22 protein-coding genes are annotated in these 25,577 nt (G+C 62.6%); 13 read left to right on the forward strand and 9 right to left on the reverse strand.

The window, feature by feature from the left end:
• Positions 1-206 precede the first annotated feature (206 nt).
• The 4 genes from I5R65_RS17705 to I5R65_RS17720 all read left to right on the forward strand — a co-directional run bounded on the left by I5R65_RS17705 (position 207) and on the right by I5R65_RS17720 (position 5,709).
• Positions 207-1,694, forward strand: a complete 1,488-nt coding sequence (locus tag I5R65_RS17705) for an FAD-linked oxidase C-terminal domain-containing protein (protein ID WP_077234776.1) — start codon at positions 207-209, stop codon at positions 1,692-1,694.
• Positions 1,695-1,696: 2 nt separating this feature from the next.
• Positions 1,697-2,776 (forward strand): glycolate oxidase subunit GlcE, encoded by a 1,080-nt coding sequence (gene glcE / locus I5R65_RS17710; RefSeq protein WP_180666416.1) that lies wholly within the window; start codon positions 1,697-1,699, stop codon positions 2,774-2,776.
• Between the two features lie 26 nt (positions 2,777-2,802).
• A complete protein-coding gene (gene glcF, locus I5R65_RS17715; protein WP_180666418.1) occupies positions 2,803-4,047 on the forward strand; it encodes a glycolate oxidase subunit GlcF in 1,245 nt (414 codons plus the stop codon).
• Between the two features lie 366 nt (positions 4,048-4,413).
• On the forward strand, positions 4,414-5,709 hold the full coding sequence (locus I5R65_RS17720; protein WP_180666420.1) for a dicarboxylate/amino acid:cation symporter: 1,296 nt from the start codon (positions 4,414-4,416) through the stop codon (positions 5,707-5,709).
• A 112-nt stretch (positions 5,710-5,821) separates the two neighbouring features.
• On the opposite strand, the gene I5R65_RS17725 is transcribed toward I5R65_RS17720, so the two are convergent.
• The 5 genes from I5R65_RS17725 to I5R65_RS17745 all read right to left on the reverse strand — a co-directional run bounded on the left by I5R65_RS17725 (position 5,822) and on the right by I5R65_RS17745 (position 10,381).
• Entirely contained in the window at positions 5,822-6,283 is a 462-nt protein-coding gene (locus tag I5R65_RS17725) for a PPC domain-containing DNA-binding protein (RefSeq protein ID WP_180666422.1), read from the reverse strand.
• A gap of 2 nt (positions 6,284-6,285) precedes the next feature.
• The gene (locus tag I5R65_RS17730; protein ID WP_180666424.1) at positions 6,286-6,855 is read right to left on the reverse strand and encodes a PCC domain-containing protein; all 570 of its coding nucleotides are present in this window, start codon (positions 6,853-6,855) and stop codon (positions 6,286-6,288) included.
• Complete coding sequence (locus I5R65_RS17735) at positions 6,852-8,450, reverse strand: acyl-CoA synthetase (RefSeq protein ID WP_219341754.1); 1,599 nt, start codon at positions 8,448-8,450, stop codon at positions 6,852-6,854. The genes I5R65_RS17730 and I5R65_RS17735 overlap by 4 nt, the downstream gene beginning before the upstream one ends.
• A 147-nt stretch (positions 8,451-8,597) precedes the next feature.
• Complete coding sequence (locus I5R65_RS17740) at positions 8,598-9,779, reverse strand: acetyl-CoA acetyltransferase (RefSeq protein WP_180666426.1); 1,182 nt, start codon at positions 9,777-9,779, stop codon at positions 8,598-8,600.
• 320 nt (positions 9,780-10,099) lie between these two features.
• Positions 10,100-10,381, reverse strand: a complete 282-nt coding sequence (locus I5R65_RS17745; RefSeq protein WP_180666427.1) for a hypothetical protein — start codon at positions 10,379-10,381, stop codon at positions 10,100-10,102.
• 185 nt (positions 10,382-10,566) lie between these two features.
• Here I5R65_RS17745 and I5R65_RS17750 point away from each other — a divergent pair, with 185 nt between their 5' ends.
• The 4 genes from I5R65_RS17750 (at position 10,567) to I5R65_RS17765 (ending at position 15,269) form a co-directional block, all read left to right on the forward strand.
• Entirely contained in the window at positions 10,567-11,601 is a 1,035-nt protein-coding gene (locus I5R65_RS17750) for a TRAP transporter substrate-binding protein (RefSeq protein WP_180666429.1), read from the forward strand.
• Positions 11,602-11,685: 84 nt separating this feature from the next.
• Entirely contained in the window at positions 11,686-13,569 is a 1,884-nt protein-coding gene (locus tag I5R65_RS17755; protein ID WP_180666431.1) for a TRAP transporter large permease subunit, read from the forward strand.
• 117 nt (positions 13,570-13,686) lie between these two features.
• Positions 13,687-14,457, forward strand: coding sequence for an SDR family NAD(P)-dependent oxidoreductase (locus I5R65_RS17760; RefSeq protein ID WP_180666433.1), 771 nt, complete (start codon positions 13,687-13,689; stop codon positions 14,455-14,457).
• An 11-nt stretch (positions 14,458-14,468) separates the two neighbouring features.
• Complete coding sequence (locus I5R65_RS17765) at positions 14,469-15,269, forward strand: SDR family NAD(P)-dependent oxidoreductase (protein WP_006462001.1); 801 nt, start codon at positions 14,469-14,471, stop codon at positions 15,267-15,269.
• A 110-nt stretch (positions 15,270-15,379) separates the two neighbouring features.
• Here the strand turns inward: I5R65_RS17765 and I5R65_RS17770 are convergent, their stop codons facing one another.
• Complete coding sequence (locus I5R65_RS17770) at positions 15,380-16,282, reverse strand: LysR family transcriptional regulator (protein WP_180666435.1); 903 nt, start codon at positions 16,280-16,282, stop codon at positions 15,380-15,382.
• Positions 16,283-16,484: 202 nt separating this feature from the next.
• Between I5R65_RS17770 and I5R65_RS17775 the strand changes: the two genes are divergently transcribed.
• Together I5R65_RS17775 and ilvC are read left to right on the forward strand one after the other, a co-directional pair.
• Positions 16,485-17,639 carry a sigma-54-dependent Fis family transcriptional regulator gene (locus I5R65_RS17775; RefSeq protein ID WP_180667016.1) on the forward strand — a complete coding sequence of 385 codons (1,155 nt, stop codon included), beginning with the start codon at positions 16,485-16,487 and terminating at the stop codon, positions 17,637-17,639.
• Positions 17,640-17,709: 70 nt separating this feature from the next.
• Entirely contained in the window at positions 17,710-18,726 is a 1,017-nt protein-coding gene (gene ilvC / locus I5R65_RS17780; RefSeq protein WP_180666437.1) for a ketol-acid reductoisomerase, read from the forward strand.
• A gap of 85 nt (positions 18,727-18,811) precedes the next feature.
• On the opposite strand, the gene I5R65_RS17785 is transcribed toward ilvC, so the two are convergent.
• On the reverse strand, positions 18,812-19,630 hold the full coding sequence (locus tag I5R65_RS17785; protein ID WP_180666439.1) for a hypothetical protein: 819 nt from the start codon (positions 19,628-19,630) through the stop codon (positions 18,812-18,814).
• A gap of 282 nt (positions 19,631-19,912) precedes the next feature.
• On the opposite strand from I5R65_RS17785, the gene I5R65_RS17790 reads away from it, so the two are divergent.
• A complete protein-coding gene (locus I5R65_RS17790) occupies positions 19,913-22,198 on the forward strand; it encodes a bifunctional diguanylate cyclase/phosphodiesterase (RefSeq protein ID WP_180667018.1) in 2,286 nt (761 codons plus the stop codon).
• Between the two features lie 53 nt (positions 22,199-22,251).
• Positions 22,252-23,124, forward strand: coding sequence for a phosphate/phosphite/phosphonate ABC transporter substrate-binding protein (locus tag I5R65_RS17795; RefSeq protein ID WP_180667020.1), 873 nt, complete (start codon positions 22,252-22,254; stop codon positions 23,122-23,124).
• A gap of 37 nt (positions 23,125-23,161) precedes the next feature.
• On the opposite strand, the gene I5R65_RS17800 is transcribed toward I5R65_RS17795, so the two are convergent.
• Both I5R65_RS17800 and I5R65_RS17805 read right to left on the reverse strand, forming a co-directional pair.
• On the reverse strand, positions 23,162-23,647 hold the full coding sequence (locus tag I5R65_RS17800) for a glutathione peroxidase (RefSeq protein WP_180666441.1): 486 nt from the start codon (positions 23,645-23,647) through the stop codon (positions 23,162-23,164).
• Between the two features lie 72 nt (positions 23,648-23,719).
• Positions 23,720-24,742 carry a type IV pilus twitching motility protein PilT gene (locus tag I5R65_RS17805; protein ID WP_180666443.1) on the reverse strand — a complete coding sequence of 341 codons (1,023 nt, stop codon included), beginning with the start codon at positions 24,740-24,742 and terminating at the stop codon, positions 23,720-23,722.
• 74 nt (positions 24,743-24,816) lie between these two features.
• Between I5R65_RS17805 and I5R65_RS17810 the strand changes: the two genes are divergently transcribed.
• Complete coding sequence (locus I5R65_RS17810; protein WP_180666445.1) at positions 24,817-25,518, forward strand: YggS family pyridoxal phosphate-dependent enzyme; 702 nt, start codon at positions 24,817-24,819, stop codon at positions 25,516-25,518.
• The last annotated feature ends 59 nt before the right edge of the window (positions 25,519-25,577 follow it).

Consider the following 25,577-nt stretch of genomic DNA (forward strand, 5'->3'; position numbering starts at 1 on the left):
TAATTCACGGCGGCCGGTAATTCTTTTCAGTGGGGCACCGGGCAATATCGCGCCGTACGGCCGGGCAAAATTCGTTACACTTGTCGGACTGAAAAAGCCCGACCCATGCGGGCTGACAACAAACGAGACAGCGTGCGCCGTGCCGCCGGACGCAAAGAGGGACGTCCACACCCACACGCCTGCCTAGCCCAACGCCGAGGTCCAGCATGAATGCTCCCGTCCAACCGTCCTTCGCGCCGGCGCGCCAGCGCGAAGTCGTCGATGCCCTGCGCCGGGTCCTGCCTGGCCACTGTGTGCTGTTCGACGAGGAAGACACCCGCCCCTACGAATGCGACGGCCTGGCTGCCTACCGCCAGTTGCCGATGGTAGTGGTATTGCCCGAGACCGAGGCCCAGGTAGTGGCCATCATGCAGACCTGCCACGCGCTGCAGGTACAGATCGTCCCGCGTGGTGCCGGCACCGGCCTGTCGGGCGGAGCCATGCCGATCGCCGACGGGGTGGTGGTCTCCACCGCCAAGTTCAACAAGATCATCAAGCTGGACAAGTATTCGCGCACCGCCGTGGTCCAACCGGGCGTGCGCAACCTGGCCATCTCGGAAGCGGCCGCGCCGCATGGCCTCTATTACGCGCCGGACCCGTCCTCGCAGATCGCCTGCACCATCGGCGGCAACGTGGCCGAGAATTCCGGCGGCGTGCACTGCCTCAAATATGGCCTCACGGTACACAATGTCCTGCGCGTGCGCATGGTCACCATCGAGGGCGACGTGGTGGAACTGGGCAGTGGCGCGCTGGACGCCCCGGGCCTGGACCTGCTGGCGGTGTTCATCGGTTCCGAAGGCATGCTGGGCGTGGTCACGGAGGTGACTGTCAAGCTCGTGCCCAAGCCGCAGGCCGCGCGGGTGATCATGGCGTCCTTCGATGACGTGGTGAAGGGCGGCAATGCAGTCGCCAACGTGATCGCCGCAGGCATCATCCCGGCCGGCCTGGAGATGATGGACAAGACCAGCTCGCGCATGGTGGAACCCTTCGTCAAGGCCGGTTACGACATCGATGCCGAAGCCATCCTCCTGTGCGAGTCCGACGGCACCGTGGAAGAGGTGGAAGAAGAGATCGGCCGCATGACCGCCGTGCTCAATGCCAGCGGCGCCACTGCCATCGCCTGCTCGGCCTCGGAAGCGGAACGCCTGCGCTTCTGGTCCGGTCGCAAGAACGCCTTCCCGGCCGCCGGCCGCATCTCGCCCGACTACTACTGCATGGATGGCACCATCCCGCGCAAGAAACTGGCGCAGGTGCTGCTGGGCATCGCCGAGATGGAAAAGAAGTACGGCCTGCGCTGTGCCAACGTGTTCCACGCGGGCGACGGCAACCTGCATCCGCTGATCCTGTTCGATGCCAACCTGGCCGATGAATTCGACCGCGCCGAACTGTTCGGCGCCGAGATCCTGGAGCTGTGCGTGGAAGTCGGTGGCACCATCACCGGCGAACACGGCGTGGGCATCGAGAAGATCAACTCCATGTGCGTGCAGTTCTCGCCCGCCGAGCGCGAGGCCTTCTTCAAGTTGAAGCGCGCCTTCGACACCGCCTTCCTGCTCAATCCGGACAAGGCCATTCCCACCCTGCATCGCTGTGCCGAGTACGGCAAGATGCATGTGCAGCGCGGCCAGCTGCGCTTCCCCGACCTGCCGAGATTCTGATCATGCAAGAGCAAGCCCAACCCGACGTCGATGCCGTGCTGGCATCCTTCCGTGAACGCATCCTCTCCGGCCGCGCCTTGCAGATTCGCGGCGGAGGCACCAAGGACTGGTATGGGCAGGTGCCAAGCGGCGACCTGCTTGATACCCGTCCCTACAGCGGCATCATCGATTACGAACCGACCGAACTGGTCATCACCGCCCGCTGCGGCACGCCGCTCTCCGAGATCGACGCCGCCCTGGCCGAGCACAACCAGATGCTGGCCTGGGAGCCACCGCGATTCGGCGGCGCGGCGACCGTCGGCGGCATGGTGGCCGCCGGACTTTCCGGTCCCTCACGCGCAGCCGCCGGTGCGGTACGCGACTTCGTGCTGGGTGCGGTATTGATGGACGCCCAGGGCGAGCAACTGCATTTCGGCGGCCAGGTCATGAAGAACGTCGCCGGCTATGACATCTCGCGCCTGCTGGCGGGCTCGCTGGGCACGCTGGGCCTGATCCTGCAGGTCTCGCTGAAGGTCTTGCCGCGCCCCTTCGCCAGCAGCACCCGGGTGTTCGAGATCAACCAGGAAGGCGCCTTGCGCCTGTTGAACCAGAGCGCCGGCCAGCCGCTGCCGCTGGTGGCCAGCGCCTGGGTCGGCAATGTGCTGACATTGCGTCTGGCGGGTGCGCAGGCTGCGGTGGATTCAGCGATCAAGAAGCTGGGTGGCACCGAATTGAGCAATCCGGATGATTACTGGACCGATCTGCGCGAGCAGACCCATCCCTTCTTCGCCCAGCCGGAAGCGCCGCTGTGGCGCCTGTCAGTACCGTCGGTGGCGCCGCCGATTGACCTGCCCGGTACCCAGTTGATCGAGTGGGGCGGGGCGCAGCGCTGGTTGCGCCCGCAAGGCAATGTGGATGCGGTCGCCGTCCGCGCCGCCGCCCTGGCGGTGGGCGGGCATGCCAGCCTGCATCGCGGTGGCGACAAGGCCATCGGCGTATTCCACCCTCTGCAACCGGCAGTGGAAAAGATCCATCGCAGGCTCAAGCAGCAATTCGACCCAAGCGGCATCTTCAATCCCGGCCGCCTGTACGCCAGCCTGTAAGCGAACTACTTAGCCAGCGACCCTCCATGCAGACCAACTTAGCCGATTTCATCCGCAACACCCAGGCCGGCGAGGAAGCCGACAGCATCCTGCGTTCCTGCGTGCATTGCGGTTTCTGTACCGCCACCTGTCCCACCTACCAGTTGCTGGGGGATGAACTGGACGGCCCGCGTGGCCGCATCTATCTCATCAAGCAGGTGCTGGAAGGCAAGCCCGCCACCGCCGCCACGCAGTCGCACCTGGACCGCTGCCTGACCTGCCGCAACTGCGAATCGACCTGCCCATCCGGCGTGCAGTATGGTCGCCTGGTCGATATCGGCCGCAAGGTGGTGGAGCAGCAGGTACCACGCCCCCTGTCACAGCGCGTGATGCGCACCGCCTTGAAGGAGCTGGTGCCGCGCAAGTGGATTTTTCGTCCTGCCATGAAGGCCGGCCAGCTGGTGCGCCCGCTGTTGCCCAAGCTGTTGCAGAACAAGGTACCGCTGCCGCAGGACGCCGGCACCTGGCCCACGCGCACCCATGCGCGCCAGATGCTCTATCTCGAAGGTTGTGTACAGCCCTCGATGTCGCCCAACATCAACAGCGCCACCGCCCGCGTACTTGATGCCCTCGGCGTGCAGTTGTTCGCGCCCCCCAAGGCCGGCTGCTGCGGTGCCATCCGCTATCACATGAATGACCAGGACGGCGGCCTGGACGACATGCGTCGCAACATCGACGCCTGGTGGCCCTACATCGAAGGCCGGGATGGCATCCAGGCCGACACCATCGTCATGAATGCCTCCGGCTGCGGCGTCACCGTCAAGGAATACGGCCATCTGCTGCAGCACGATCCGGTCTATGCCGAAAAGGCGCGCCGCATCTCGCACATGACCCGCGACATCAGCGAAATCCTGCCCGAGTTCGAAGACCAGTTGAAACACAGGCTCAAGGACTTCAACGGCAAGCGCGTGGCCTACCATCCGCCCTGCACCCTGCAACACGGCCAGAAGATACGCGGCAAGGTCGAGACCATCCTGCGCGCCGCCGGAGTGGATGTGCAGTTGTGCGCCGACAGTCATCTGTGCTGCGGGTCGGCCGGCACCTATTCGATCCTGCAACCGGAGCTCTCCTATCGCCTGCGCGATGACAAGATCGGCAAGCTCCAGGCCACCGATCCCGACATGATCGTCACCGGCAATATCGGCTGCGTCACCCATCTGCAATCCGGCACCGAGACCCCGGTACGGCACTGGATCGAATTGCTGGACGCCGCGCTGGTGGCGGCTTCCTGACGATTCGCTGACGGCCTGCTGAGGCATCGCCGGCCAACTCGGGATGTCTCGCGAGTTTCTCTGGAAACAACCAAAGCCCCGCTCTGCGGGGCTTTTTTGTGGCCATTTTGATCATGAGCCGGGCAATTTGACCCCATTTATCCAAACCGGCTTGACGGCAGGGGGCATAAGTCAATAAGCTTCGTCCTTTTTTCCGCACAGCGGGAAAAAACCGGTCCCCGTTTCTCATCGGAAACAGGTGATTTCCGACAATCCCGACGATCGGCGCAGCGTCCCGCCACGGCCCCGCGCCCAGACAATCAGCCCCCACCATCATCGTCCTCGCACCGGCGCCATGCCACTTGCGATCGAGGGGCAGGAGAACCCATGAAAAAACGCATTCCGCCGGCCATCTTCATCTTCATTGCGATGCTGTTGGGCATCCTGGTCGGTTACCTGATCTTCAGTCATCTGGACAAGGCCCAGGCCAAGGAGCTGGCCGGCTACATCTCGATTGCTTCCGACCTGTTCCTGCGCCTGATCAAGATGGTCATCGCGCCCTTGGTGTTTTCCACCCTGGTGGTGGGCATCGCCCACATGGGTGACGCCAAGTCGGTCGGCCGCATCTTCGGCAAGTCGCTGGCCTGGTTCTTCATCGCCTCGCTGGTCTCGCTGGCACTGGGCATGATCATGGCCAACCTGCTGCAACCGGGCGCGGGCGTGGCGCTGCCACCGCCTGACGCGGCTGGCGCCGGCCTGGCCACCGGCAAGTTCACGATCAAGGAATTCTTCAACCACCTGGTCCCCAAGTCCATCGTCGAGGCCATGGCGCAGAACGAAGTGCTGCAGGTGGTGGTGTTCTCGATGTTCTTCGGCATTGCCCTGGCGTCCCTGGGCGAGCGCGGCAAGCACCTGCTGGCGGTGATCGACGACCTCTCGCACACCATGCTCAAGATCACCGTCTATGTGATGAAATTCGCCCCGGTGGCGGTGTTCGCGGCGATGGCGGCTACCGTGGCGGTGAACGGCCTGGACATCCTGGTCAGCTTCGCCGTCTTCATGCGCGATTTCTATTTCTCGCTGGTGTTGTTGTGGCTGATCCTGATCGCGGCCGGCTTCGTGTTCCTGAAGAAGCGCATCTTCCATCTGCTGGCGCTGATCAAGGAAGCCTTCCTGCTGGCCTTCGCCACGGCCAGCTCGGAAGCTGCCTATCCCAAGCTGCTCGATGCGCTGGACCGCTTTGGCGTCAAGCGCAAGATTTCCAGCTTCGTCATGCCGATGGGGTATTCCTTCAACCTCGATGGCTCGATGATCTACTGCACCTTCGCCACGCTCTTCATCGCCCAGGCCTACGGCATCCACCTGCCGATATCAACCCAGATCACCATGATGCTGGTGCTCATGCTGACCTCCAAGGGCATCGCCGGCGTGCCGCGTGCCTCGCTGGTGGTGATCGCCGCCACCCTGCACCAGTTCAACATCCCCGAAGCGGGCCTGCTGGTGATCCTGGGTATCGATACCTTCCTCGATATGGGACGCTCGGCCACCAACGCCGTGGGCAACTCGATTGCGTCGGCCGTGGTCGCCAAGTGGGAAGGTGGACTGCTGAGCGAAGAAGAAGCGGCGCGCGCCGAAGCCGAGATCGAACAGGAAGCCGAAGCCACGCTGCACAACGAAGCCTGATCACCCGCGGTTTAGGGCCTGTTCACATTTAATCTCGCAGATTAAATGTGAACAGGCCCTGGTGATGTGAATGCGATGCCGTCCAGTCCGTCGCTGGGCGGCATTGTGCATTTCAGGCCGGCACGGCTTCCTGCTGCTTGATCGCGACCCACTCCTGCAGAGTGATCTCGATGGTGATGAAGGACAGGTTGGCACCGCGCACGAAGCGGCCGGCGAAGATCTTGCCGTCGGTGTCGGCCACCACGCCCTGCAGCGGATGGGGATTGGTCCGGCCATCGGAAAATCCGATCTCGCCAAAGACATTGAGGATTTCCACGCCCGGTCCGTTGATCTCCATCTCGCGCGGGCCGTTCGGGGAGGCGTATTGCAGGTGGGCATCGATCAGGCTGCCGATGGCGCCGCGTACGATGGCGGTCTTCATGCCGTGCTGGCGGCACAGCGCTTCCACGCTTTCGGTCAGGTCCTGGTTGGGTTTGAGGCGGGCCATCACGAGCTTGCCGAGGCGGCCTTCTTCTACGTGGATAGGGGGGATATGGTCGTCGCGTGTCGTGGTGTCGTTGGCGTGGAGAGTCATCATCATTCCATGGGTGTCGGATGCAATAGACTGAAGTGCGTCTCTTCATCGCTGTTGACGACGAAGGCGCCCCGGGAGAACAAGCAAAGGCGGATGATGAGCGGATCGTCGCCCACTTCCACCGTATCGAGCAGGAGATGGCCGCCGTGGAGGGCGCCGTCACCGTCGATGAATCCTGAATGGCAATGCAGTAAAACCTTTCCGTCCTGGTTCTGGCCCACCGTGATGGCGCCGGTGATGAAAGTGATCACCCCTTCGAGCACATGCGGCGGGCCGTAGTCATAGGGACGGCTGGCGTCCCCGGTATGTTCGATGCGGTGATAGTGCAGCCGCCGCGCCGTGCCACCGCACATGCGGCCCACCCCGCCGCGCTGGCCATAGCGCGCCAGCACGCTTCGCAGCGACTCGCCCACGGAGCTGCCCGGTTGCAGCGTGATGCGCAGTTCCTCGGCCGGGTCGGCCTCCAGGTCCAGCGTGCGCGGATAGCTTTGCTGGCCGGCGTGCAGGAACTTGCGTACCTCGACGAAACCGGCGCCGGCTGCGGCCTGGGCGGTCTTGTTCGTCAGCTTCATAGGCGGTATTCCCCCTGTTCTTCCAGCAGCGCCTTGATCTGTTTCTTGACGATCTTGCCGTAGCCGGACTTGGGCATGTTGTCCCAGTAGACGAAGCGGCGCGGCCACTTGTACTTGCCGATGCGCTCTTCCAGGTGTGCCAGCAAGGCGGCGCTATCGACTTGCTGGCCGGCCTTGCAGACGATTACCGCCAGCCCGCTCTCGCCCCACTTGGGGTCGGGCACGCCCAGCACGGCCACCTCCGACACGGCCGCGTGCGTGAGCAGGGCCTCTTCGATCTCGCGTGGATAGACATTGGAGCCGCCCGAGATATACATGTCCGAAGAGCGCCCGGTGATGTAGAGGAAACCATCCTTGTCCACATGACCGAGGTCGCCGGTATGGAACCAGTCATGCTTGAAGGCCTTGGCATTGGCGTCCGGATTGTTGTGGTATCCCATGAAGACGGCCGGTCCGCGCACGCAGATTTCACCGGTCTCGAAGGGCGCCAGTTCCTGGCCGTCGTCGTTGAGGATGGCGATCTGCATGCCGGTACGCGGCATGCCGCAGGTGCCGACCCGCGCCTGCGGATGGGCATCGTCCTCGAAGTGCAGGTAGGGCGGCAGGAAGGTGATGTTGCCGGTCACTTCGCCCAGGCCGTAATATTGCACCAGCACCTTGCCCAGTTTTTTCAGCGCATACACCTGATCGGCGCGGTACATGGGGGCGCCGGCGTAGATGACGTGCTTCAAGGACGAGTGGTCGTAGCGGTCCACCGATGCATCCTCGACCAGAATCTTGACGATGGTGGGGACCGTGAAGAGATTGTCCACCTTGTACTTTTCCACCAGCTGCCAGGCTTCCTCGACCACCAGCCGTTCCGACGACAGCAGGATGCTGGCCGCGCCACGCGCGGTGTTGATGACGGCGTGGATACCGGCACCGTGCGACAGCGGCGCCACCACCAGTGAACGCGATTGATGGTTCAGACCCGGCATCAGGTCGGCCAGGTGGTTGGTCACCACGAAGGCCATCTGGCCGTGCGAGAGCACGCCAGCCTTGGGATGACCGGTGGTGCCGGAGGTATAGAAGAACCACATCGGATCTTCGTAATCGACTTCCACTTCGCGGAAGCTCTCATGACCGCCCTCGGTCACCAGTGCCTCGAAATCCAGTTCGCCGGGGCGGGCATCGGCCAGGGCGATCACGTGTTCCAGCGCCGGCGAGGCCGCCTTGACGGCATCCACGTAATTGGCGAAACCACGATCGTAGAGCATCACGCAAGCGCCGCTGGACTGGCCCAGGTAGGCTGCTTCGGGCGGGGTGATGCGGAAGTTGGTCGGCACCCAGACCATGCCCATCTTGAAGGCCGCCCAGGCGCTCTCGAAGATCTGCTGATTGTTGCGCGAATGGACCAGCATCTTGTCGCCCTTCTTCACACCCCGGCGGGTGAGGGCGTGGGCCAGTGCATCGACGCGGTCGTTGATCTGCTTCCAGGAGATGAGCCTGTCGCTGCCATCGGCATTGCCCTGCGACAGGATCAGACCCGGCTCATCCGGAAAACGGCGCGCCACGTCCGACAACAGGCGGCCCAGGTTCATCACTTTCGTTAACATCGTCTCACTCGTCCCGATTCGTTCTAATGGAAATTGGCGTAGCGCTTCGTTCTTGTTTTTCTTGATACTTCATGTTCCTGCGCGTCGTTCGCTTCTGCAGCGAACGACGCCGTGCTGCAACCTTCAGCTTGCAATTTGCAGCTGCAATCAGTTCACGCGTTCCAGGATGCTCACATAGTTGGCCACGGCCGCGCCGCCCATGTTGAACACGCCCGCATAGCGCGCATTGGCGATCTGCATGTCGCCGGCATCATGGGCCGCCTGCATGGCCGCCATCACGTGCATCGAGACACCGGTGGCACCCACCGGATGGCCCTTCGACTTCAGACCGCCCGACGGATTGACCGGCAGCTTGCCGTCCTTGGCAGTGATGCCGTCGGCGATCACGCGCGCGCCCTGGCCGTGCGGGGCCAGGCCCATGGCTTCGTATTCCAGCAGCTCGGCCACGGTGAAGCAGTCATGGGTTTCCACCAGCGACAGATCATTGAGCGACAGTCGGGCCTGGCCCAGCGCATCCTTCCACGCCAGTTCGGCGGCTTCGAAGCGGGTCGGGTCGCGGCGCGACAGCGGCAGGTAGTCGTTCACATGCACCGCTGCGCGGAACTGCACGGCACGCGGCATGGACTTGGCCACGTCGGCGGCACTGATCACCAGGGCGGCGGCGCCATCCGAGATCAGCGAGCAGTCGGTGCGCTTGAGCGGGCCTGCCACGAACGGGTTCTTCTCGGAAACGGTGCGGCAGAAATCGAAGCCGAAGTCCTTGCGCATGTGGGCATAAGGATTGGACAGGCCGTTCTTGTGGTTCTTGGCGGCGATCATGGCCAGCGCGTCGGACTGGTCGCCAAAGCGGTCGAAGTAACTCTGCGCGATCTTGCCGAACACGCCCGCGAAACCGCCCGGGATGCCGGCCTCTTCCTTGGCGTAGCAGGCCTTGAGCAGCACTTCGCCGACCTGTGGCGTCGCCAGTTCGGTCATCTTCTCGAAGCCGATCACCAGCACATGTTTCGATTCACCCGCCTTGATCGATTGCAGGCCCGAGTGGATTGCCGCCGAGCCGGTGGCGCAGGCATTCTCCAGGCGCGTGGCCGGCTTGAAACGCAACTGCGGCAGCGCGTTCATGACCAGCGACGAAGGGAAGTCCTGATACAGGAAGCCGGCATTGAAGGTGCCGACGTGGATGGAATCGATGTCTTCCGGTTGCAGCCCGGCGTGTTCGATGGCGGCCTTGGCGACCTGGCCGATCAGCACTTCCGGATCGATGCCGTCGAGCTTGCCGAATTGGGAATGGTGCCAGCCGGTGATGCAGGGTGAGGATGCAGAAGCAGTCATGGTGTGTCCTTGTAAGACTTGGTCGGTGGAGCCTGGTCGCTCCGGTTCACACGGGGGCAATATGCAAAATCGGTGCCAATGTTTTCCACTGCAGTGCCAATGCGATTGCCACGTGCAGCGACCTCGTCGCCATCGCGATGCGATCGCCACAAGGGCAGGGCGCCATTGGTCGCCGACGGCCACAGGCGGGGTGTGCCCCTGCCCGGGCCGGCATCTTGCCCGTCTCCTGAAAGCTCGACGCAAAGGCGCGCCGGCTCTCGCTTTGTTGTTGATTCTGATGCGGTGTTGCGTCGTCAATAAGATCGACCACGGGTCGGAGCTCAATCCTGCCAGGCAGGAGACAACCACGCCAGCGGCCGACCGGATGAAGATAGCACGGACTTTACGTTAACGTAAATCATTGCGCTGCAACACAAACAATTGCCCGGTAGCAGCGCCTTGTGGGTGTCGACACCTGCGACACCCAAGCGACAGGTTGGCGACAGCAGATGCGACAGGTGTCGCAGCAGGACGGCATCAAATAAATTGCAGGTGGCGCTGCCCGCGCCCTTGTCCTGCGCAGCCTTTATCGCAGAGAATACAGGCGCAATGCTGATGATCATGAGGGACATCGCCATCGCGTCGGCCCGCTCTGACGGCTTGGCATCCTAATTGCTCTATCGATGCATGGGCAGTGTTGACAACCCGGATACAGGGGGCTGCACGCCAGGGTTTCGCGGCAGCTGAGTGGCACCGGAATCAGCAGATTCACAAATACAAACAGACAGACAAACAGGAGACAAGACAGATGGATCAATCCACTGGTAAATTCACGCGCCGTCATTTTCTGAAGACCGCCTCGGTGGCCTCGGCCGCCGCCGCGACCGGCATGGTGAGCACCTCCGCCCATGCGGCCGAGTTCACCTTCAAGTACGCCAACAACCTGCCGGTGACCCACCCGATGAATGCGCGCGCCAAGGAAATGGCCGCTGCCATCGCCGAGCAGTCCAAGGGGCGCATCGAGCTGCAGCTCTATCCCAACAACCAGCTGGGTACCGATACCGACATGCTCTCGCAGGTGCGTGCCGGCGCCATCGATTTCTTCACCCTCTCGCCGCTGATCCTGGGCACCCTGGTGCCGGCCGCACAGATTTCCGGCATCGGCTTCGCCTTCAAGGATTACAGCCAGGTCTGGCCGGCCATGGACGGTGAACTCGGCGCCCATGTGCGCAAGCAGATCGAAGCCAAGTCCACCCTGTTCGCCTTCGAGAAGATCTGGGACAACGGCTATCGCCAGATCACCAACAGCACCCGTCCCATCAAGACCGCTGACGACCTCAAGGGCATGAAGCTGCGCGTGCCGCCGAGCCCGCTGTGGACCTCGATGTTCAAGGCCTTCGATGCGGCGCCGACCTCGATCAACTTCGCCGAAGTGTATTCGGCCCTGCAGACCAAGATCGTCGAAGGCCAGGAAAACCCCATGGCCATCATCTCCACGGCCAAGCTGTATGAAGTGCAGAAGTACTGCTCCATCACCAACCACATGTGGGACGGTTTCTGGTTCCTGGGCAACAAGAAGTCCTTCGAACGCCTGCCCAAGGACCTGCAGGACATCGTCACCCGTGCCATCAACGAAGCCGGCATGAACCAGCGCGCCGACGTGCGCAAGCTCAACGACTCGCTGGTCGAGGAAATGAAGGGCAAGGGTCTGGCCTTCAACAATGCCGACGCCGATTCCTTCCGCGCCAAGCTGCGCAGCGCCGGCTTCTACGCCGAATGGAAGAAGAAGTTCGGCGACGAGCCTTGGGCGCTGCTGGAGAAGTACACCGGCAAGCTGGCCTGACGCCCCGTCCGGCCTGAACGGAGGACGCCACCGCCCGCTTCGGGCCGTGGCGCCGTCCGCCCCGACTTTTTTCGCTGGAGCTTGATGATGGAAGCTGCAATGACTTACCGCGCCCCGGTCAACATGAATCCGTTCGCGCGCGCACTGGTGGGCCTGAACCGCATGGTCATGCATGTGGTGGGCGCGCTGGCCGCCTGCCTGGTACTGGCCGAGACGATCGTGCTGCTGACCGGCGTGATCTACCGATATGCACTGCATGACCCCCTGGTCTGGTCCGATGAACTGGCCTCGATCCTCTTCATCTGGCTGTCCATGCTGGGCGCCGTGCTGGCCCTGGACCGTGGCGAGCACATGCGGCTCACCGCCATCATCAACAAGTGTTCCGAGAAAGGCCGCATCTGGCTGGAAACGGTGGCGGCGCTGGTGGTCTGCATCTTCGTATTGATGGTGATCCACCCGGCACTGGACCATGCGGTCGAACAGATGCCCATCACCACCCCGGCCCTGGAAATTCCTGATGGTCTGCGCGCTGCCGCCTTGCCGGTGGGCGCCATCCTGATGCTGCTGGCGGCCGTCTCGCGCATGGCCGCCCTGACCACCATGCGTCTGCTGCTCTCGGCGCTGGCGGTGGTGGCCGTGATCGCGGGGGCGCTGTGGCTGGCGCAGCCTGCCCTGATGGCCATGGGCAACTACAACCTGATCGTGTTCTTCGTGCTGCTGATTGGCGTGTGCGTGGCTGGCGGCATCCCCATCGCCTTCGCCTTCGGCACCGCCACCATGGCCTATCTCGCACTGGCCACCACGGCGCCGCTGATGATCGTGGTCAGCCGCATGGACGAGGGCATGTCCAGCCTGATCCTGCTGTCGGTGCCGCTGTTCGTGCTGCTGGGCTCACTGCTGGAAATGTCGGGCCTGGCCAAGACCCTGATCGATTTCATGGCGGCCCTGCTGGGCCACGTGCGCGGCGGCCTGCAATACGTGCTGCTGGGTGCGATGTTCCTGGTCTCCGGCATCTCCGGTTCCAAGGCGGCCGACATGGCGGCCATCGCACCGGCGCTGTTCCCCGAGATGAAGAAACGCGGCTCCAAGCCGGAAGAACTGGTGGCTCTGCTGTCATCCTCCGGCGCGATGACCGAGACCATCCCGCCCAGCCTGGTGTTGATCACCATCGGCGCGGTCTGCAGCGTCTCGATCACGGCGCTGTTCATCGGTGGCCTGATGCCGGCGGCCATCGCCACCATCGCCATCGCCGTGGTGTGCTGGATGCGCGCCCGCCGCGAACCGATGCCGGACGTGCCGCGTGCACCCCTGTCGCTGATCATGAAGACCCTGATCGCCGCCATTCCCGCGCTGGCGCTGCCCATGCTGATCCGCGTGGCCGTCATCGAGGGTGTGGCCACGGCCACCGAGGTCGCCACCATCGGCGTGGCCTATACGGTGGTGGTCGGCCTGATCATGCACCTGTTCATGAAGCACCTGAACTTCAAGCGCCTCTATCCGATGCTGATCGAATCGGCTGCGCTGTCCGGCGCCATCCTGCTGATCATCGGCATGGCCACTGCGATGGCCTGGGCACTGACGCAATCGGGCTTCTCCTCCAAGTTGGTCGCCTTGATGCAAGGGGTGCCCGGCGGTGGCACCGGCTTCCTGCTGATCACCATCGTCATCTTCATCGTGCTGGGCAGCCTGCTGGAAGGCATCCCTGCCATCGTGTTGTTCGGACCGCTGCTGTTCCCGGTGGCGCGTTCACTGGGCGTGCATGACGTGCACTATGCGATGGTGGTGATCCTGGCGATGGGCATCGGCCTGTTCGCTCCGCCCTTCGGCGTCGGCTTCTATGCCGCCTGCGCCATCGGCAAGGTCTCGCCGGACGGCGTCTTCAACCGGGTCTGGGGCTATCTGGCCGCGCTCGTGGTGGCGCTGCTGGTGGTGGCCTTCGTGCCCTGGATTTCCATCGGCTTCCTCTGATCCACTCACCGGTCATGCGAGCGATCAGGGAATGTCCATGATTGATTTGCCAACGACGACTTAGAAAACGGCGGCCCCATCCTCCTTCCCGGGGCCGCCAACATCCACGGAGACAATATGAATCGCAATGATAGCGGCGCCCGCGTGGCGCTCGTGACGGGCGGAGCCATGGGCATCGGCGCCAGCATTTGCCAGCAACTGGCGGCCAAGGGCCACACTGTACTGGTGGCCGACATCAACCTGGAGGCGGCCCAGCAGACCGCCGACGCGCTGGTGGCCTCCGGCCACCGGGCGGCCGCGCTGCAGATGGACCTCGGCAATCCGGAATCCATCGCCGCCGCCTTCGCCCACATCGAGAAGGACTATGGTCGCTGCGACGTGCTGGTCAACAATGCCGGCGTGGCACGTACCTATTCCTTCCTCGATTACCCGCTCGACAACTGGCTGCAGACCATGAACGTCAATGTCACCGGCGTACTGCTGGCAGGCCAGCATGCGGCGCGTCTGATGGTCAGGCAGCAGTGGGGCCGCATCGTCAATATCTCGTCCATCTCGGGCATCCGCGCCGGGGCCGGCCGCACTGCCTACGGCACCTCCAAGGCCGCCGTCATCGGCCTGACGCGCCAGATGGCCATCGAACTGGCGCAATACGGCATCACCGTCAACAGCGTTGCCCCCGGTCCGGTCGATACCCCCATGACCCAGGCCATGCATTCCGAGCAGACCCGCGAGAGCTACTACCGCCTGGTGCCCATGCGGCGCTACGGCACCACCGACGAAATCGCCTCGGCCGTGAGTTTCCTGGCCTCGGAAGAATCCTCCTACATCACCGGCCACGTGGTACCCGTGGATGGCGGCTTCGTCGCCGGCGGCGTGCTTGAGATCTGAGGAGCGCTACCATGGACAAGCTGATGGAAGGCAAGGTCATCATCGTGACCGGCGCCGGTTCGGTGGGCGAAGGCTGGGGCAACGGCAAGGCCGCCGCCGCGCTGTATGCCCGTGAAGGCGGGCGGGTGCTGGCGGTGGATCGCAGCATCGAAGCCGCGTTGCAGACCCGCGAAATCATCCGCAGCGAGGGCGGGGTCTGTGAAGTGTTGGCGGCCGATGTCTCAAAAAGCGCCGACGTGAAGGCCATCGCCGATGCCGCGATGGACCACTTCGGCCGGGTGGATGTGCTGCACAACAATGTCGGCATCGCCGAAACCGGTGGACCGGTGGAGACCAGCGAAGAGAGCTGGAACCGCCTCGTGGCGGTCAACCAGACCAGCCTGTTCCTGACCCATAAGCACGTACTGCCGATCATGGAAAAGCAGAAGAAAGGGGCCATCGTCAACATTTCCTCGCTGGCGGCACTGCGCTGGATCGGTTTTCCCTACCTCGGCTATACCGCGACCAAGGCCGCCATCCTGGCATTTACCAAGAACGTGGCAATGCAGTACGCGCCCATGGGCATCCGCGCCAACTGCGTGCTGCCGGGCATGATGGATACGCCCATGATCCGCGAGCCGCTCAAGGCCGCCTATGGGGGTGATATCGAAGAGATGCGCGCCAAGCGCAACGCGCAATGCCCGATGGGCTTCATGGGCGACGCCTGGGACGTGGCGCATGCCTCGCTGTTCCTGGCATCTGATAACGCGCGCTACATCACGGGACTGGACCTGATCGTGGATGGGGGATTGTCGCTGCGCTGCGCCGGATGAGTGTGAACAGGCCCTAGTTGAGCAGGTTTGTTTGTTGGCCGCAGGTGGGCGGGCGTTGAAGCCGACCCGCCGTGGTTTGAACCCGGGCGTCCAAGAGCGTCCGGGTTTTTTTATGGCGCCGTTGGCTGCATCTTCCGCCACACCTCCACCGCCGTATCGGCAAAGGTACGGATACAGGGATTGGTATTCTCCTTGTTCCAGATCACGGCGACTTCGACCAGTGGCGCATCGACCAGGGGTTTGAAGACGGTGGTGTCCAGGTGCATGGCCTGCATCGAAGTCGGTACCAGGGCTACGCCCAGGCCTTCGCCGACCAGGTTGACGATGGTCTGCTGCAGATTGGCTTCCAGCACGATGCGCGGGCGGAAACCTCGCGCCTGGCAGTGCTTGATGATGAGGTCGAATACCACCGGCGCAATCGTGCGGGGGATGCTGACGAAAGGGTCGTCCGCCAGTTCGGCGGCGGAGATGGCTTCCTTGCCGGCCAGGCGATGTTCACGGGGCAGCACCGCCAGCAGGGGCTCGGCATAGATGGTGTGACTGTCCAGGCGGCTGCAGTCTTCCGGGCGGTACATGATGCCCACGTCCACCTTCTCGTCCTCGATGTCGGTGGCCAACAGGTTGGGGACATATTCGGTCAGGCGCATGTCCACCTCGGGATAGGCGGCCGAATAGTGGCGCGTCACCGAGGGCAGGATGTTGTAGGCCGAGGACATCATGAACCCCACCTTCAACGCACCGCTCTTGCCGGTGCTCGATGACGAGACATTGCGCTTGGCCCGCTCCAGTGCCTTGAAAATTTCTGTGGTGTCGCGATAAAAATATTTGCCGGCCGAGGTCAACTGGACGGCCCGTTTGCTGCGATCGAACAATTGCGCGCCCAGCTCTCGCTCCAGGGCCGCAATCTGGCGTGTGAGCGGCGGTTGCGAGATGTGCAGCAGTTCCGCTGCACGTCCGAAATGCAAGGTTTCTGCTACGGTGCGGAAATAGGTGAGGTGTCTCAATTCGATCATTTGATACCTTTAAGGTATTGATTCTGTCTGTACATTGTATTGGAAGTCATCGGATTGTCTGGCTATTCTTTGCCGCAGACGTGCCATTGCGACACTTCTCCGGGCCGGCCACAAGCCAGACCCCGCGCATAAAGAGCCGCTCCAAGGGAAGACGGTTCGATAAAAAAGCAGTTCAAGACAGGAGACCATCATGCCGACAATCATGCCGACACCCCCGGTAGAACAGCCCATGGCTGAGAGTGACGTCCGCACCGCCGATACTGCCCATACTGCCCGCAGCCACCGCTGCGCTGCTTCCCGCACCGCGCCCCGCTATCGCGATATCGACCAGCTGGCCGCCGGTGATGAACTCATGCGCGAGCTGATGGAGCGCGGCAAGCGCCTGATCGATCGCGGCATTCCGGTGCTGATCCTGGGCGAGACCGGTACCGGCAAGGAATACCTGTCGCGAGCGTTGCATGACTACAGCGCGCGCCGCCAGGCCGCTTGGGTGGCGGTCAATTGCGCCTCCATCCCGGAAAGTCTGGCCGAGAGTGAACTGTTCGGCTACTGCAAGGGTGCTTTCTCGGGTGCGCTGCCGGGCGGCATGAAGGGCAAGGTCCAGCAGGCCGATGGCGGCACGCTGTTCCTCGATGAAATCGGCGACATGCCCTTCGCGCTGCAAACGCGCCTGCTGCGGGTGCTGTCCGAGCGCGAGGTGATCCCGCTGGGAGCGATGCGGCCGGTGCCGGTCGATCTGCAACTGATCTGCGCCACCCATCAGGATTTGAAGACACTGATCGGCGAGGGACGCTTCCGCGAAGACCTGTATTACCGCGTCGCCGGTGGCGTGCTGCGACTGCCGGCGCTGCGCGAACGCACCGACCGCCGTCGACTGGTGATGCAGATGATCGCCGACGAGCTGGGGGAGGCTGCCGACGAGAACGTCATCGCCCCGGCGGCCCTGCAGCAGCTGCTGGCCTATCCGTGGCCGGGCAACCTGCGTCAGATGCATGCGGTAATTCGCTACAGCTGCGCGGTGATGAACGGCGGTCGCATCGAGTTGCGCGACCTGCCCGAAGAATTGATGCAATTCCAGGCGCTGCCACTGGCCCAGATCCATCCCATCGGCCGCGCTGCCCAGATCCGCCCCTTCGCGTCACGAGCCGAAGGGGACGCTACGTCCGTTGTGCTTACCGGCGATCCGTACCGGGATGAGCGCACGCGCGTCATCGCTGCCTTGAATGGCAGTCGCTGGAACATCTCTGCCGCTTCGCGGCAACTGGGAATGTGCCGTGCTTCGCTTTATCGCAAGCTGCGACAACTGGACATCCCGCACGTACGTGACCAGGCCATGCCGGCTTATGCCGTGGCCTGAAACGGTTTAAATCATATAAACGATATGCGGACCGCGAGTGCGGTCCCTGCCCAACTTCTTTAGGAAATTCATGAAAGTCTTCTACGACAAAGACGCAGACCTGTCCCTGATCAAGAACAAGAACGTGACCATCATCGGTTACGGTTCGCAAGGTCATGCCCACGCCCTGAACCTGAAGGATTCGGGCGTGAAGGTGACCGTCGGCCTGCGTAAGGGGGGCGCTTCCTGGTCCAAGGCCGAGAAGGCCGGCCTGAAGGTCGCTGAAGTGAACGACGCCGTCAAGGACGCCGACGTCATCATGATCCTGCTGCCCGACGAAAACATCGGCGAAGTCTATGCCGAGAACGTCGCACCGTTCGCCAAGCAAGGTGCAACCGTCGCCTTCGCGCACGGCTTCAACATCCACTATGGCCAGGTCGTGCCGCGCGCTGACCTGGACATCATCATGATCGCCCCCAAGGCTCCGGGCCACACCGTGCGTTCGACCTACAGCCAGGGTGGCGGCGTGCCGCACCTGATCGCCGTGCACCAGGACAAGTCCGGCTCGGCCCGTGACCTGGCCCTGTCGTATGCCACCGCCAATGGCGGCGGCCGGGCTGGCATCATCGAAACCAACTTCCGCGAAGAAACCGAAACCGACCTGTTCGGCGAACAGGCCGTGCTGTGTGGCGGTACCGTGGAACTGATCAAGGCCGGTTTCGAAACCCTGGTGGAAGCTGGCTACGCCCCGGAAATGGCCTACTTCGAGTGCCTGCACGAACTGAAGCTGATCGTCGACCTGATCTATGAAGGCGGTATCGCCAACATGAACTACTCGATCTCCAACAACGCCGAATACGGCGAGTACGTGACCGGCCCGCGCGTGATCAACGCCGAGAGCAAGGCCGCCATGAAGAAGGTGCTGGAAGACATCCAGACCGGCGAATACGCCAAGAGCTTCATCCTGGAAAACAAGGCCGGTGCACCGACCCTGATGTCGCGTCGTCGCATCAACGCCGAACACCAGATCGAAATCGTGGGCGAGAAGCTGCGCGCCATGATGCCCTGGATCAAGGCCAACAAGCTGGTCGATCAAAGCAAGAACTGATCTGCCGCTTGCACGACAACCGCCACGGTTCGCCGTGGCGTTTTTCTTTCGGGCAGGAGGAAGCTCTTGTTCACTACTCTCCATCTCATTTTTTCTCTTCCACGGACAACTCAGTCCTGACACCTTCTATCCGCTTCTTGATCGCTTCCGCATCCTCGGTCTTGCCGGCGGCGACAGTGGCATCTCGCTCGGCCACCAAGCCTTGCAGGGTCTGCTTGAGTCGCGTGATGCGTTGTGCGGATGTCCCCTGTGTACCTTCTTCCAGTGCCTTCTGCAATCCATCCACGAAGGAGCAGGTGTTATGGAGATCGATGACATCCCCGAATGCACGATAGATGGGATAGACGTTCACATCACCCTGCATGGAGCCATAGATCGCCAGCATTTTAGTATCGCGCATCTCAACGATTTTCTTATCGACCGCGGTCACGAGCATCTGCTTGTAGATCGTCTCGTTGATCAATGAACGTTCGGAATTGCTGAACAGCGCCAGCGCGCCGAGGATGGACTTGCCCTGGGTACTGCCGGCGACTGCGGCTGCACCGGCAAACAGGCTGGTGGTAGTTCCCAGCGCAATATTCCACGATGCTTCCGTGCCGTATAGTCCACGTCGGTAGCGCAGGCATTCCTCGGCGGAAGTCATCACCAGTGCCGAGACGGCCAGATTACGCTGCTGCGTGCACAGGCTACCTAGCGTGGCTTGATCGGCTGCACTCAGAGGGGCATAACATTTTTGCTCGGTAATCAACGTACCGGTCTTGCTTTTGAGGTTTTCGTAGGTCTTGCTCAACTCAAGCGAACTCAGCGAATGGGCCGAATACGGCTGATAGAGATGTGTGCAGGCACTCAGGCTAGACAGGCAAAGCAGGCCCCCCAGGCGCCCGTAACGTGACAGGTTGCGCATTGTTCCCCCCAATGGTTTTTGTTCGTGTTTTATCCCCAAGGACAGCTTAGTCAGGTTAATCAGAAATGCAATGTCTATTTGAATTTCGGTGTCGAGGTGGTAATGATGCTTGTCATCAACTTGACATAAATCCCCATTACCCTCACCCAGTCAAAAAGGGTTTAGCCAAGCGCCGCCGGGTCGGCGCCATGTTCAAGTGGGTGGGGATTGCGTAAGCCGTTATCGTTCGAGCCGAAAGGGCTGCTGACCAGACTGCTCGCGGGCAGAGGAGTGTCGGCGGGGCTGGTGCTGCTTGCCGCCGGCGTGCTGTCGCTGGTGTGGTATTTCACCCTCCTTCGCATCGAGAACGAAAAACAGCTGGCCATCGCCGGTTCCATCGCCGATAGCCGTAACGTTGCCGCCATCGTCTCGGCCAACCTGGATGAGGTGCTGGGCAAGACCCTGCTGTATTCGCGCATCGGACAATCGATGCTCAATGGCGAGCAATCCTCGTCGGCCTATTTCAATCCGCTGTTCAATGGCGATTCGGCCTATCTGCGCGTGGCCATGTTCGATGCCCGCGGTCGGCTGGTCTATTCGTCGTCGCGCCAGAAGAGCGAGCCCGAACTGAGCCGGCTCATCAATGCCGGCTATATGAGTTCCCTGACCGCTTCGGCCGAGCAGAGTCCCATGATCATCAAGCCTCCCATGGATCGCGAGGGCTATAGCTGGCGTGTGCCGCTACTCATTCCCCTGGCGGACGGCAAGGGTGCGCTGCAGGGTTTCTTCGCCGCGATTCTCGATCTGGGCTATTTCCTGAAGACCTATCAGGAGGTGAGCGTGGATGGTGCCAGCCGCATCGAAATCATCAACTCGGCCGGATTGCAACTGGCCGAGCTATCGGGGGGCATTCTCTCTGGCGGGTCCGATTTCGCCGGGCAGGAATATGCCACCTTTCTGCTTGGCGGCAAGGGCGATGGCCTGATCCACGCCTTGCGTCCAGGCGATCAGGTGCAGTATGTGGGCGTGCAGCGGCGACTGGCGCATTACCCGCTGGCGGTGGTGGTGAGCCGCGACCCGCAGGTGTTGCTGGGCAAGCTGTGGCCGGCCCATCGGCAATACTACGTGCAGGCGATCCTGATTTCGCTGCTGGTGGTGGCCCTGTCGGGTGGGCTGATCAGCATGGCGCACCGGCGCCGCTATCTCTACGACAAGCTGCTCTATTCGGAGCGCGAGAAGAGCGGCCTGATCCATCAACTGGAGCAGGAAAAGAGCCGCGCCTACCAACTGGCCTCGCACGATTACCTGACTGGCATTCCCAATCGCATGCTGTTCTATGAACTGGCGGCGACCGAATTGTCGCGGGCCCGGCGCAGTCGCAATCTGTATGCACTGTTCTTCCTCGACCTCGACAAGTTCAAGCTGATCAACGATACCCTGGGCCACGCCGTGGGCGATGCGTTGCTGCAGGAGGTGGCGCGGCGGCTGCGCGCGGCCGTGCGCGAATACGATCTGGTGGCGCGCCTGGGGGGAGATGAATTCGTGGTGCTGGTCTCGGAAATCCGCGACGAGGAAATCGTGGCCGAGATTGCCGACAAGCTGGTGGAAACCCTGCGTGCACCCTATCTTGATCTGTTGGGCTGCGATGTCGAGACGGCGCCCAGTATCGGCATCGCACTCTATCCGCGCGATGGTCAGAGTATCGAGACCCTGATGACCAATGCCGATTCTGCCATGTACACCGCCAAGAGTGCCGGCAGCGGACTATATCGTTTCTACGATGCCTCGCTCAATGCCATCGCCGTACGTGGGCTGGAACTGCTGGGGCGCTTCCGCCAGGCGCTTCGGGATAACGAGTTTTGCCTGCACTACCAGCCCAAGGTGGCGCTGCAGGATTATCGGGTGGTCGGCATGGAAGCTCTGATCCGCTGGCAACATCCCGAGCATGGCCTGATCTATCCTGGGGAATTCATCGGCCTGGCCGAGACCCACGATCTGGTGCAGCCATTGGGCCACTGGATCATCGAGGCAGTGTGCCGACAGCTGGCGCAATGGCGGGCCGACGGCCTGCCGCTGGTACCGGTGGCGATCAATGTCTCGGCCAAGCAGTTGAACGACGAAAAATTGATCGAGACCGTCCGCGATGCCTTGCGCCGCCATGGCCTGAGTGCCGAGCTGCTGGAGATCGAGGTCACCGAGAGCTGCTTCATCACCGATCTGGAGCAGGCACGCCAGACCCTGGAAAAGCTGCGTGACGAGGGCTTGAAGATCTACCTGGACGACTATGGCACCGGCTACTCCAGCCTCAGCCACATCAAGGCGCTGCCGGTCTATGCGTTGAAGATAGATCGCTCTTTCGTGCGCGACATCCGCAACGATAACAGCGACGGCATGATCGTGGCCTCTACCGTCACGCTGGCACGCAACCTGGGACTGAAGGTGGTCGCCGAGGGCGTGGAAACCAAGGAGCAACTGATGCACCTGAAACTGATGGGCTGCGATGAGGTGCAGGGCTTCTACCTGCAGCGCCCGGTGTCGGCGGCGCAGCTGGTGCCACTCTTGCAGAAAGGCAGGTTCGAACTCACATGAAGACGTTACTGTCAGGCCTGCGCTTAGCACGGCCGATTGCACTGGACTGTGCCATGCTGGGCTTGCTGGGTGCGCTTGCCTTCCTGGTCACGGCGCCTGCGATGGCCGCTGCCAGGGGCGCCTGCGAGCGGCCGCAACGTTTGCGTTTTTCCTTCGTGCCGCAGGGGCGTGACAGCGAGCAGCAGACCGCGCTCAATCCATTGATCGACGAACTACGGGAAAAATTGAAGATGCCGGTGGACGTGGTGATCCCGACCTCCTATGGCGGTGTGATCGAAGGCCTTATCGCCGGCGCAGTCGATGTGGCACGGCTGGGGCCGGCCTCGTACGTGACCGCGCACAAGGGTGATCCACAGATCACGCCATTCGCATCGATGGAGCAGGTGGAACCCAATTTTGCCGCGCAGCGCGGCGTGTCGGCGGTGTATTACGCGCTGCTGGTCACGCGTACGCAGGGGCCGTATGACAGCGTGGCCTCGCTGGCGGGCAAGGTGCTGGCGCTGGCCGATCCGGACAGCACCTCGGGTGCGCTGATTCCTCGCCACATCTTTGCACGCCAATACAAGCTGCAGCTGGACCGGTATTTTTCCCGCGTCGGTTATGCCGGCAATCATGAGCAATCGGTGATGGCGGTGCTGAATCACCATGCCGACGCGGCTTTCGTGGCCAGCACCAATCTCTCGCGGATGATCAGCGACGGCAGGCTCAAGAAGAGCGACCTGCGCGTGCTGTGGCGCTCGGCGCCGATTCCCTTCGATCCCTTCGTCTATCGCGGGCAGCTGTGCGCCGATATCCGCAACAAGATTCGCGCGGTATTCCTGGACAAGAATTCGCTACGGGTCAAGCTCACGCTGGACGGCCTGCGGGCCACGCACTTCGTGCCCGTGCACGACGCCGATTACCGCATCATTCGTGAACTACCTTGAACGACCTTGAGTTGCCCTGATCTGTCGTGATTGCGACTTACTCGGCCAGCAAGCCCTCGATATCGGAGACGATTTCCTCCGGGCGCGTCTGTGGCGCATAGCGTTTGAAGACGCTGCCGTCGCGGCGCACCAGGAACTTGGTGAAATTCCACTTGATGGCCTTGCTGCCCAGGAGGCCCGGCGCTTCCTTCTTGAGATACTGGAACAGCGGATCGGCCTGCTCGCCATTGACATCGATCTTGGCGAACAGGGGGAAGCTGACCCCATAGTTCTTTTCGCAGAAAGCGCCGATTTCCTCGGCATTGCCGGGCTCCTGGGCGCCAAACTGGTTGCAGGGGAAGGCCATCACCTCCAGGCCGCGGGCATGGAACTGGCGGTGGATCGCTTCCAGGCCGTTGTATTGCGGTGTGAAGCCGCATTTGCTGGCGGTATTGACGATGAGCAGCACCTTGCCGCGCAGTTGCTCCAGTGGGAAGGTGGTCTGGTCGGCCAGCCGGGGCTGGAAATCGTAGAGAGTGGTCATGTGCTGGTCCTTTGGATTTCCCGTGATTTTGTCGCCGCCATTCTAAACCTCCCGATCGCTGGCCGCTTGCGGCTAGGGCATATGCTCGCGCACGGTGTTTTCGCTGATGCGGCCCTGCTGGAGCAGTTGCGCCAGGCTGGTCTGCAGTGTCTGCATACCGTGCGCCGCACCGGACTGCATCGCCGATAGCAGTTGCGCACTGCGTCCTTCGCGGATCAGGTTACGCACGGCCGGGGTGGCGACCAGCAGTTCATGGGCGGCCACCCGGCCGTTGCCATCGGCGGTGGGTAACAGGGTCTGTGCGATCACGCCCTGCAGCGATTCGGCCAGCATGCTGCGGATTGATTCCTGTTCGACGGCGGGAAAGGCATCGATCATGCGATCCATGGTCCGCGCCGCTGAGGCGGTGTGCAGCGTCCCCAGCACCAGATGACCGGTCTCGGCGGCGCACAGGGCCAGGCGGATGGTGTCGGCGTCGCGCAGTTCGCCGACCAGCAGCACGTCCGGGTCTTCGCGCAGGGCGGCGCGCAGCGCCTGCGCGACATCAGCGGTATGGATGCCGATTTCGCGCTGGCTGACCAGTGCGCGGCGGGGTTCATGCACGAACTCGATGGGGTCTTCGATGGTCAGGATATGGACCGCCCGCTCCTCGTTGATATGGCGCAGCATGGCCGCCAGCGTTGTGCTCTTGCCTGCGCCGGTGGCGCCCGTCACCAGCACCAGGCCATGCGGACGCAGCGCCAGGTCGGCACACAGCGGTGGCGCGGCCAGCGCAGACAGGGTAGGGGGCTCGCGCCCGAGATGGCGGATGGCGGCGGCCGGGCCGCGCTGCTGATGGAAGGCGTGGACGCGGAAACGTCCCAGCGTCGGAAGATCGAGGGCGAAGTCGCATTCGCCACCGTCGGCATAGCGCTGCTGGCAGGGCGACGGCATCAGATCCAGCAGCAACTGCCGCAGCCGTGCTGTATTCAGGGGCTGGAGATTGATGCGACGGATGGCCCCATGCACTCGCAGCGCAGGCGGAAGGCCCGCACAAAGATGCAGGTCGGAGGCCTGATTTCTGACGGCAAATGCCAGTAGCGTGGCAATGTCCATTTATAATCCCGGCAAGGATCACACTATCAATCTGTTTATTTTCCCCGCAGGCTCGCCCCTTCCGGCCCCGGATTATGTCGTCAATCGCTCAACACTTGCAACAGGTGCAACAACAGATCGCCCACGCCGTCGAAAAGGCGGGACGTGACCCGGCTTCGGTACGATTGTTGGCGGTGTCCAAGACCTTCGGCCCGGAAGCGGTGCTGGAAGCCGTGCAGGCCGGGCAGCGTGCTTTCGGCGAAAACTATTTGCAGGAAGCGCTGGACAAGATGGCCGCCATGCCGGGCCTGGCACCCGGGATGGCGCTGGAGTGGCACTTCATCGGCCCCATCCAGAGCAACAAGACGCGGCCCATCGCCGAGCATTTCGACTGGGTGCATTCGGTGGACCGGCTGAAGATCGCGCAGCGTCTGTCTGAGCAACGGCCTGCGGAACTGCCGCCGCTGGACATCTGTCTGCAGGTCAATATCAGCAGAGAACAGAGCAAGAGCGGCCTGACGCCAGAGGAATTGCCCGCGGTCGCAGCCGAAGTGGCGCGCTTGCCCGGCTTGCGCCTGCGCGGCCTGATGGCGATCCCGGCACCGAGCGAGGACGAGGCCGCACAGCGGGCCGCTTTCGCCGCCGTGCGCCGGCTGTTCGAGCAGTTGCGCGCCGACGGCCTGGCGCTGGACACGCTGTCCATGGGCATGTCGGCCGATCTCGATGCCGCCGTGGCCGAAGGGGCCAGCATCGTGCGCATCGGCAGCGCCATCTTCGGCGCACGGCATTACGCATGAGCGGGCCAGGCCGCGGCCATTGCAGCAATATCCATCCCGGCGATACACCGGATACACCA

It is taken from the genome of Herbaspirillum sp. AP02, from assembly GCF_015767275.1.
Lineage (GTDB): Bacteria > Pseudomonadota > Gammaproteobacteria > Burkholderiales > Burkholderiaceae_D > Herbaspirillum.

Bases quoted from the DNA above. Each gene is read 5' to 3' on its own strand.
- I5R65_RS17745 (WP_180666427.1), bottom strand. From the start codon at position 10,381: ATGATCATCAGCATTGCGCCTGTATTCTCTGCGATAAAGGCTGCGCAG.
- glcF (WP_180666418.1), top strand. From the start codon at position 2,803: ATGCAGACCAACTTAGCCGATTTCATCCGCAACACCCAGGCCGGCGAG.
- I5R65_RS17800 (WP_180666441.1), bottom strand. From the start codon at position 23,647: ATGACCACTCTCTACGATTTCCAGCCCCGGCTGGCCGACCAGACCACC.
- I5R65_RS17740 (WP_180666426.1), bottom strand. From the start codon at position 9,779: ATGACTGCTTCTGCATCCTCACCCTGCATCACCGGCTGGCACCATTCC.
- glcE (WP_180666416.1), top strand. From the start codon at position 1,697: ATGCAAGAGCAAGCCCAACCCGACGTCGATGCCGTGCTGGCATCCTTC.
- I5R65_RS17705 (WP_077234776.1), top strand. From the start codon at position 207: ATGAATGCTCCCGTCCAACCGTCCTTCGCGCCGGCGCGCCAGCGCGAA.
- I5R65_RS17805 (WP_180666443.1), bottom strand. From the start codon at position 24,742: ATGGACATTGCCACGCTACTGGCATTTGCCGTCAGAAATCAGGCCTCC.
- I5R65_RS17785 (WP_180666439.1), bottom strand. From the start codon at position 19,630: ATGCGCAACCTGTCACGTTACGGGCGCCTGGGGGGCCTGCTTTGCCTG.
- I5R65_RS17775 (WP_180667016.1), top strand. From the start codon at position 16,485: ATGCCGACACCCCCGGTAGAACAGCCCATGGCTGAGAGTGACGTCCGC.
- I5R65_RS17810 (WP_180666445.1), top strand. From the start codon at position 24,817: ATGTCGTCAATCGCTCAACACTTGCAACAGGTGCAACAACAGATCGCC.
- I5R65_RS17770 (WP_180666435.1), bottom strand. From the start codon at position 16,282: ATGATCGAATTGAGACACCTCACCTATTTCCGCACCGTAGCAGAAACC.
- ilvC (WP_180666437.1), top strand. From the start codon at position 17,710: ATGAAAGTCTTCTACGACAAAGACGCAGACCTGTCCCTGATCAAGAAC.
- I5R65_RS17750 (WP_180666429.1), top strand. From the start codon at position 10,567: ATGGATCAATCCACTGGTAAATTCACGCGCCGTCATTTTCTGAAGACC.
- I5R65_RS17760 (WP_180666433.1), top strand. From the start codon at position 13,687: ATGAATCGCAATGATAGCGGCGCCCGCGTGGCGCTCGTGACGGGCGGA.
- I5R65_RS17720 (WP_180666420.1), top strand. From the start codon at position 4,414: ATGAAAAAACGCATTCCGCCGGCCATCTTCATCTTCATTGCGATGCTG.
- I5R65_RS17755 (WP_180666431.1), top strand. From the start codon at position 11,686: ATGATGGAAGCTGCAATGACTTACCGCGCCCCGGTCAACATGAATCCG.
- I5R65_RS17735 (WP_219341754.1), bottom strand. From the start codon at position 8,450: ATGTTAACGAAAGTGATGAACCTGGGCCGCCTGTTGTCGGACGTGGCG.
- I5R65_RS17725 (WP_180666422.1), bottom strand. From the start codon at position 6,283: ATGACTCTCCACGCCAACGACACCACGACACGCGACGACCATATCCCC.
- I5R65_RS17765 (WP_006462001.1), top strand. From the start codon at position 14,469: ATGGACAAGCTGATGGAAGGCAAGGTCATCATCGTGACCGGCGCCGGT.
- I5R65_RS17730 (WP_180666424.1), bottom strand. From the start codon at position 6,855: ATGAAGCTGACGAACAAGACCGCCCAGGCCGCAGCCGGCGCCGGTTTC.
- I5R65_RS17795 (WP_180667020.1), top strand. From the start codon at position 22,252: ATGCTGGGCTTGCTGGGTGCGCTTGCCTTCCTGGTCACGGCGCCTGCG.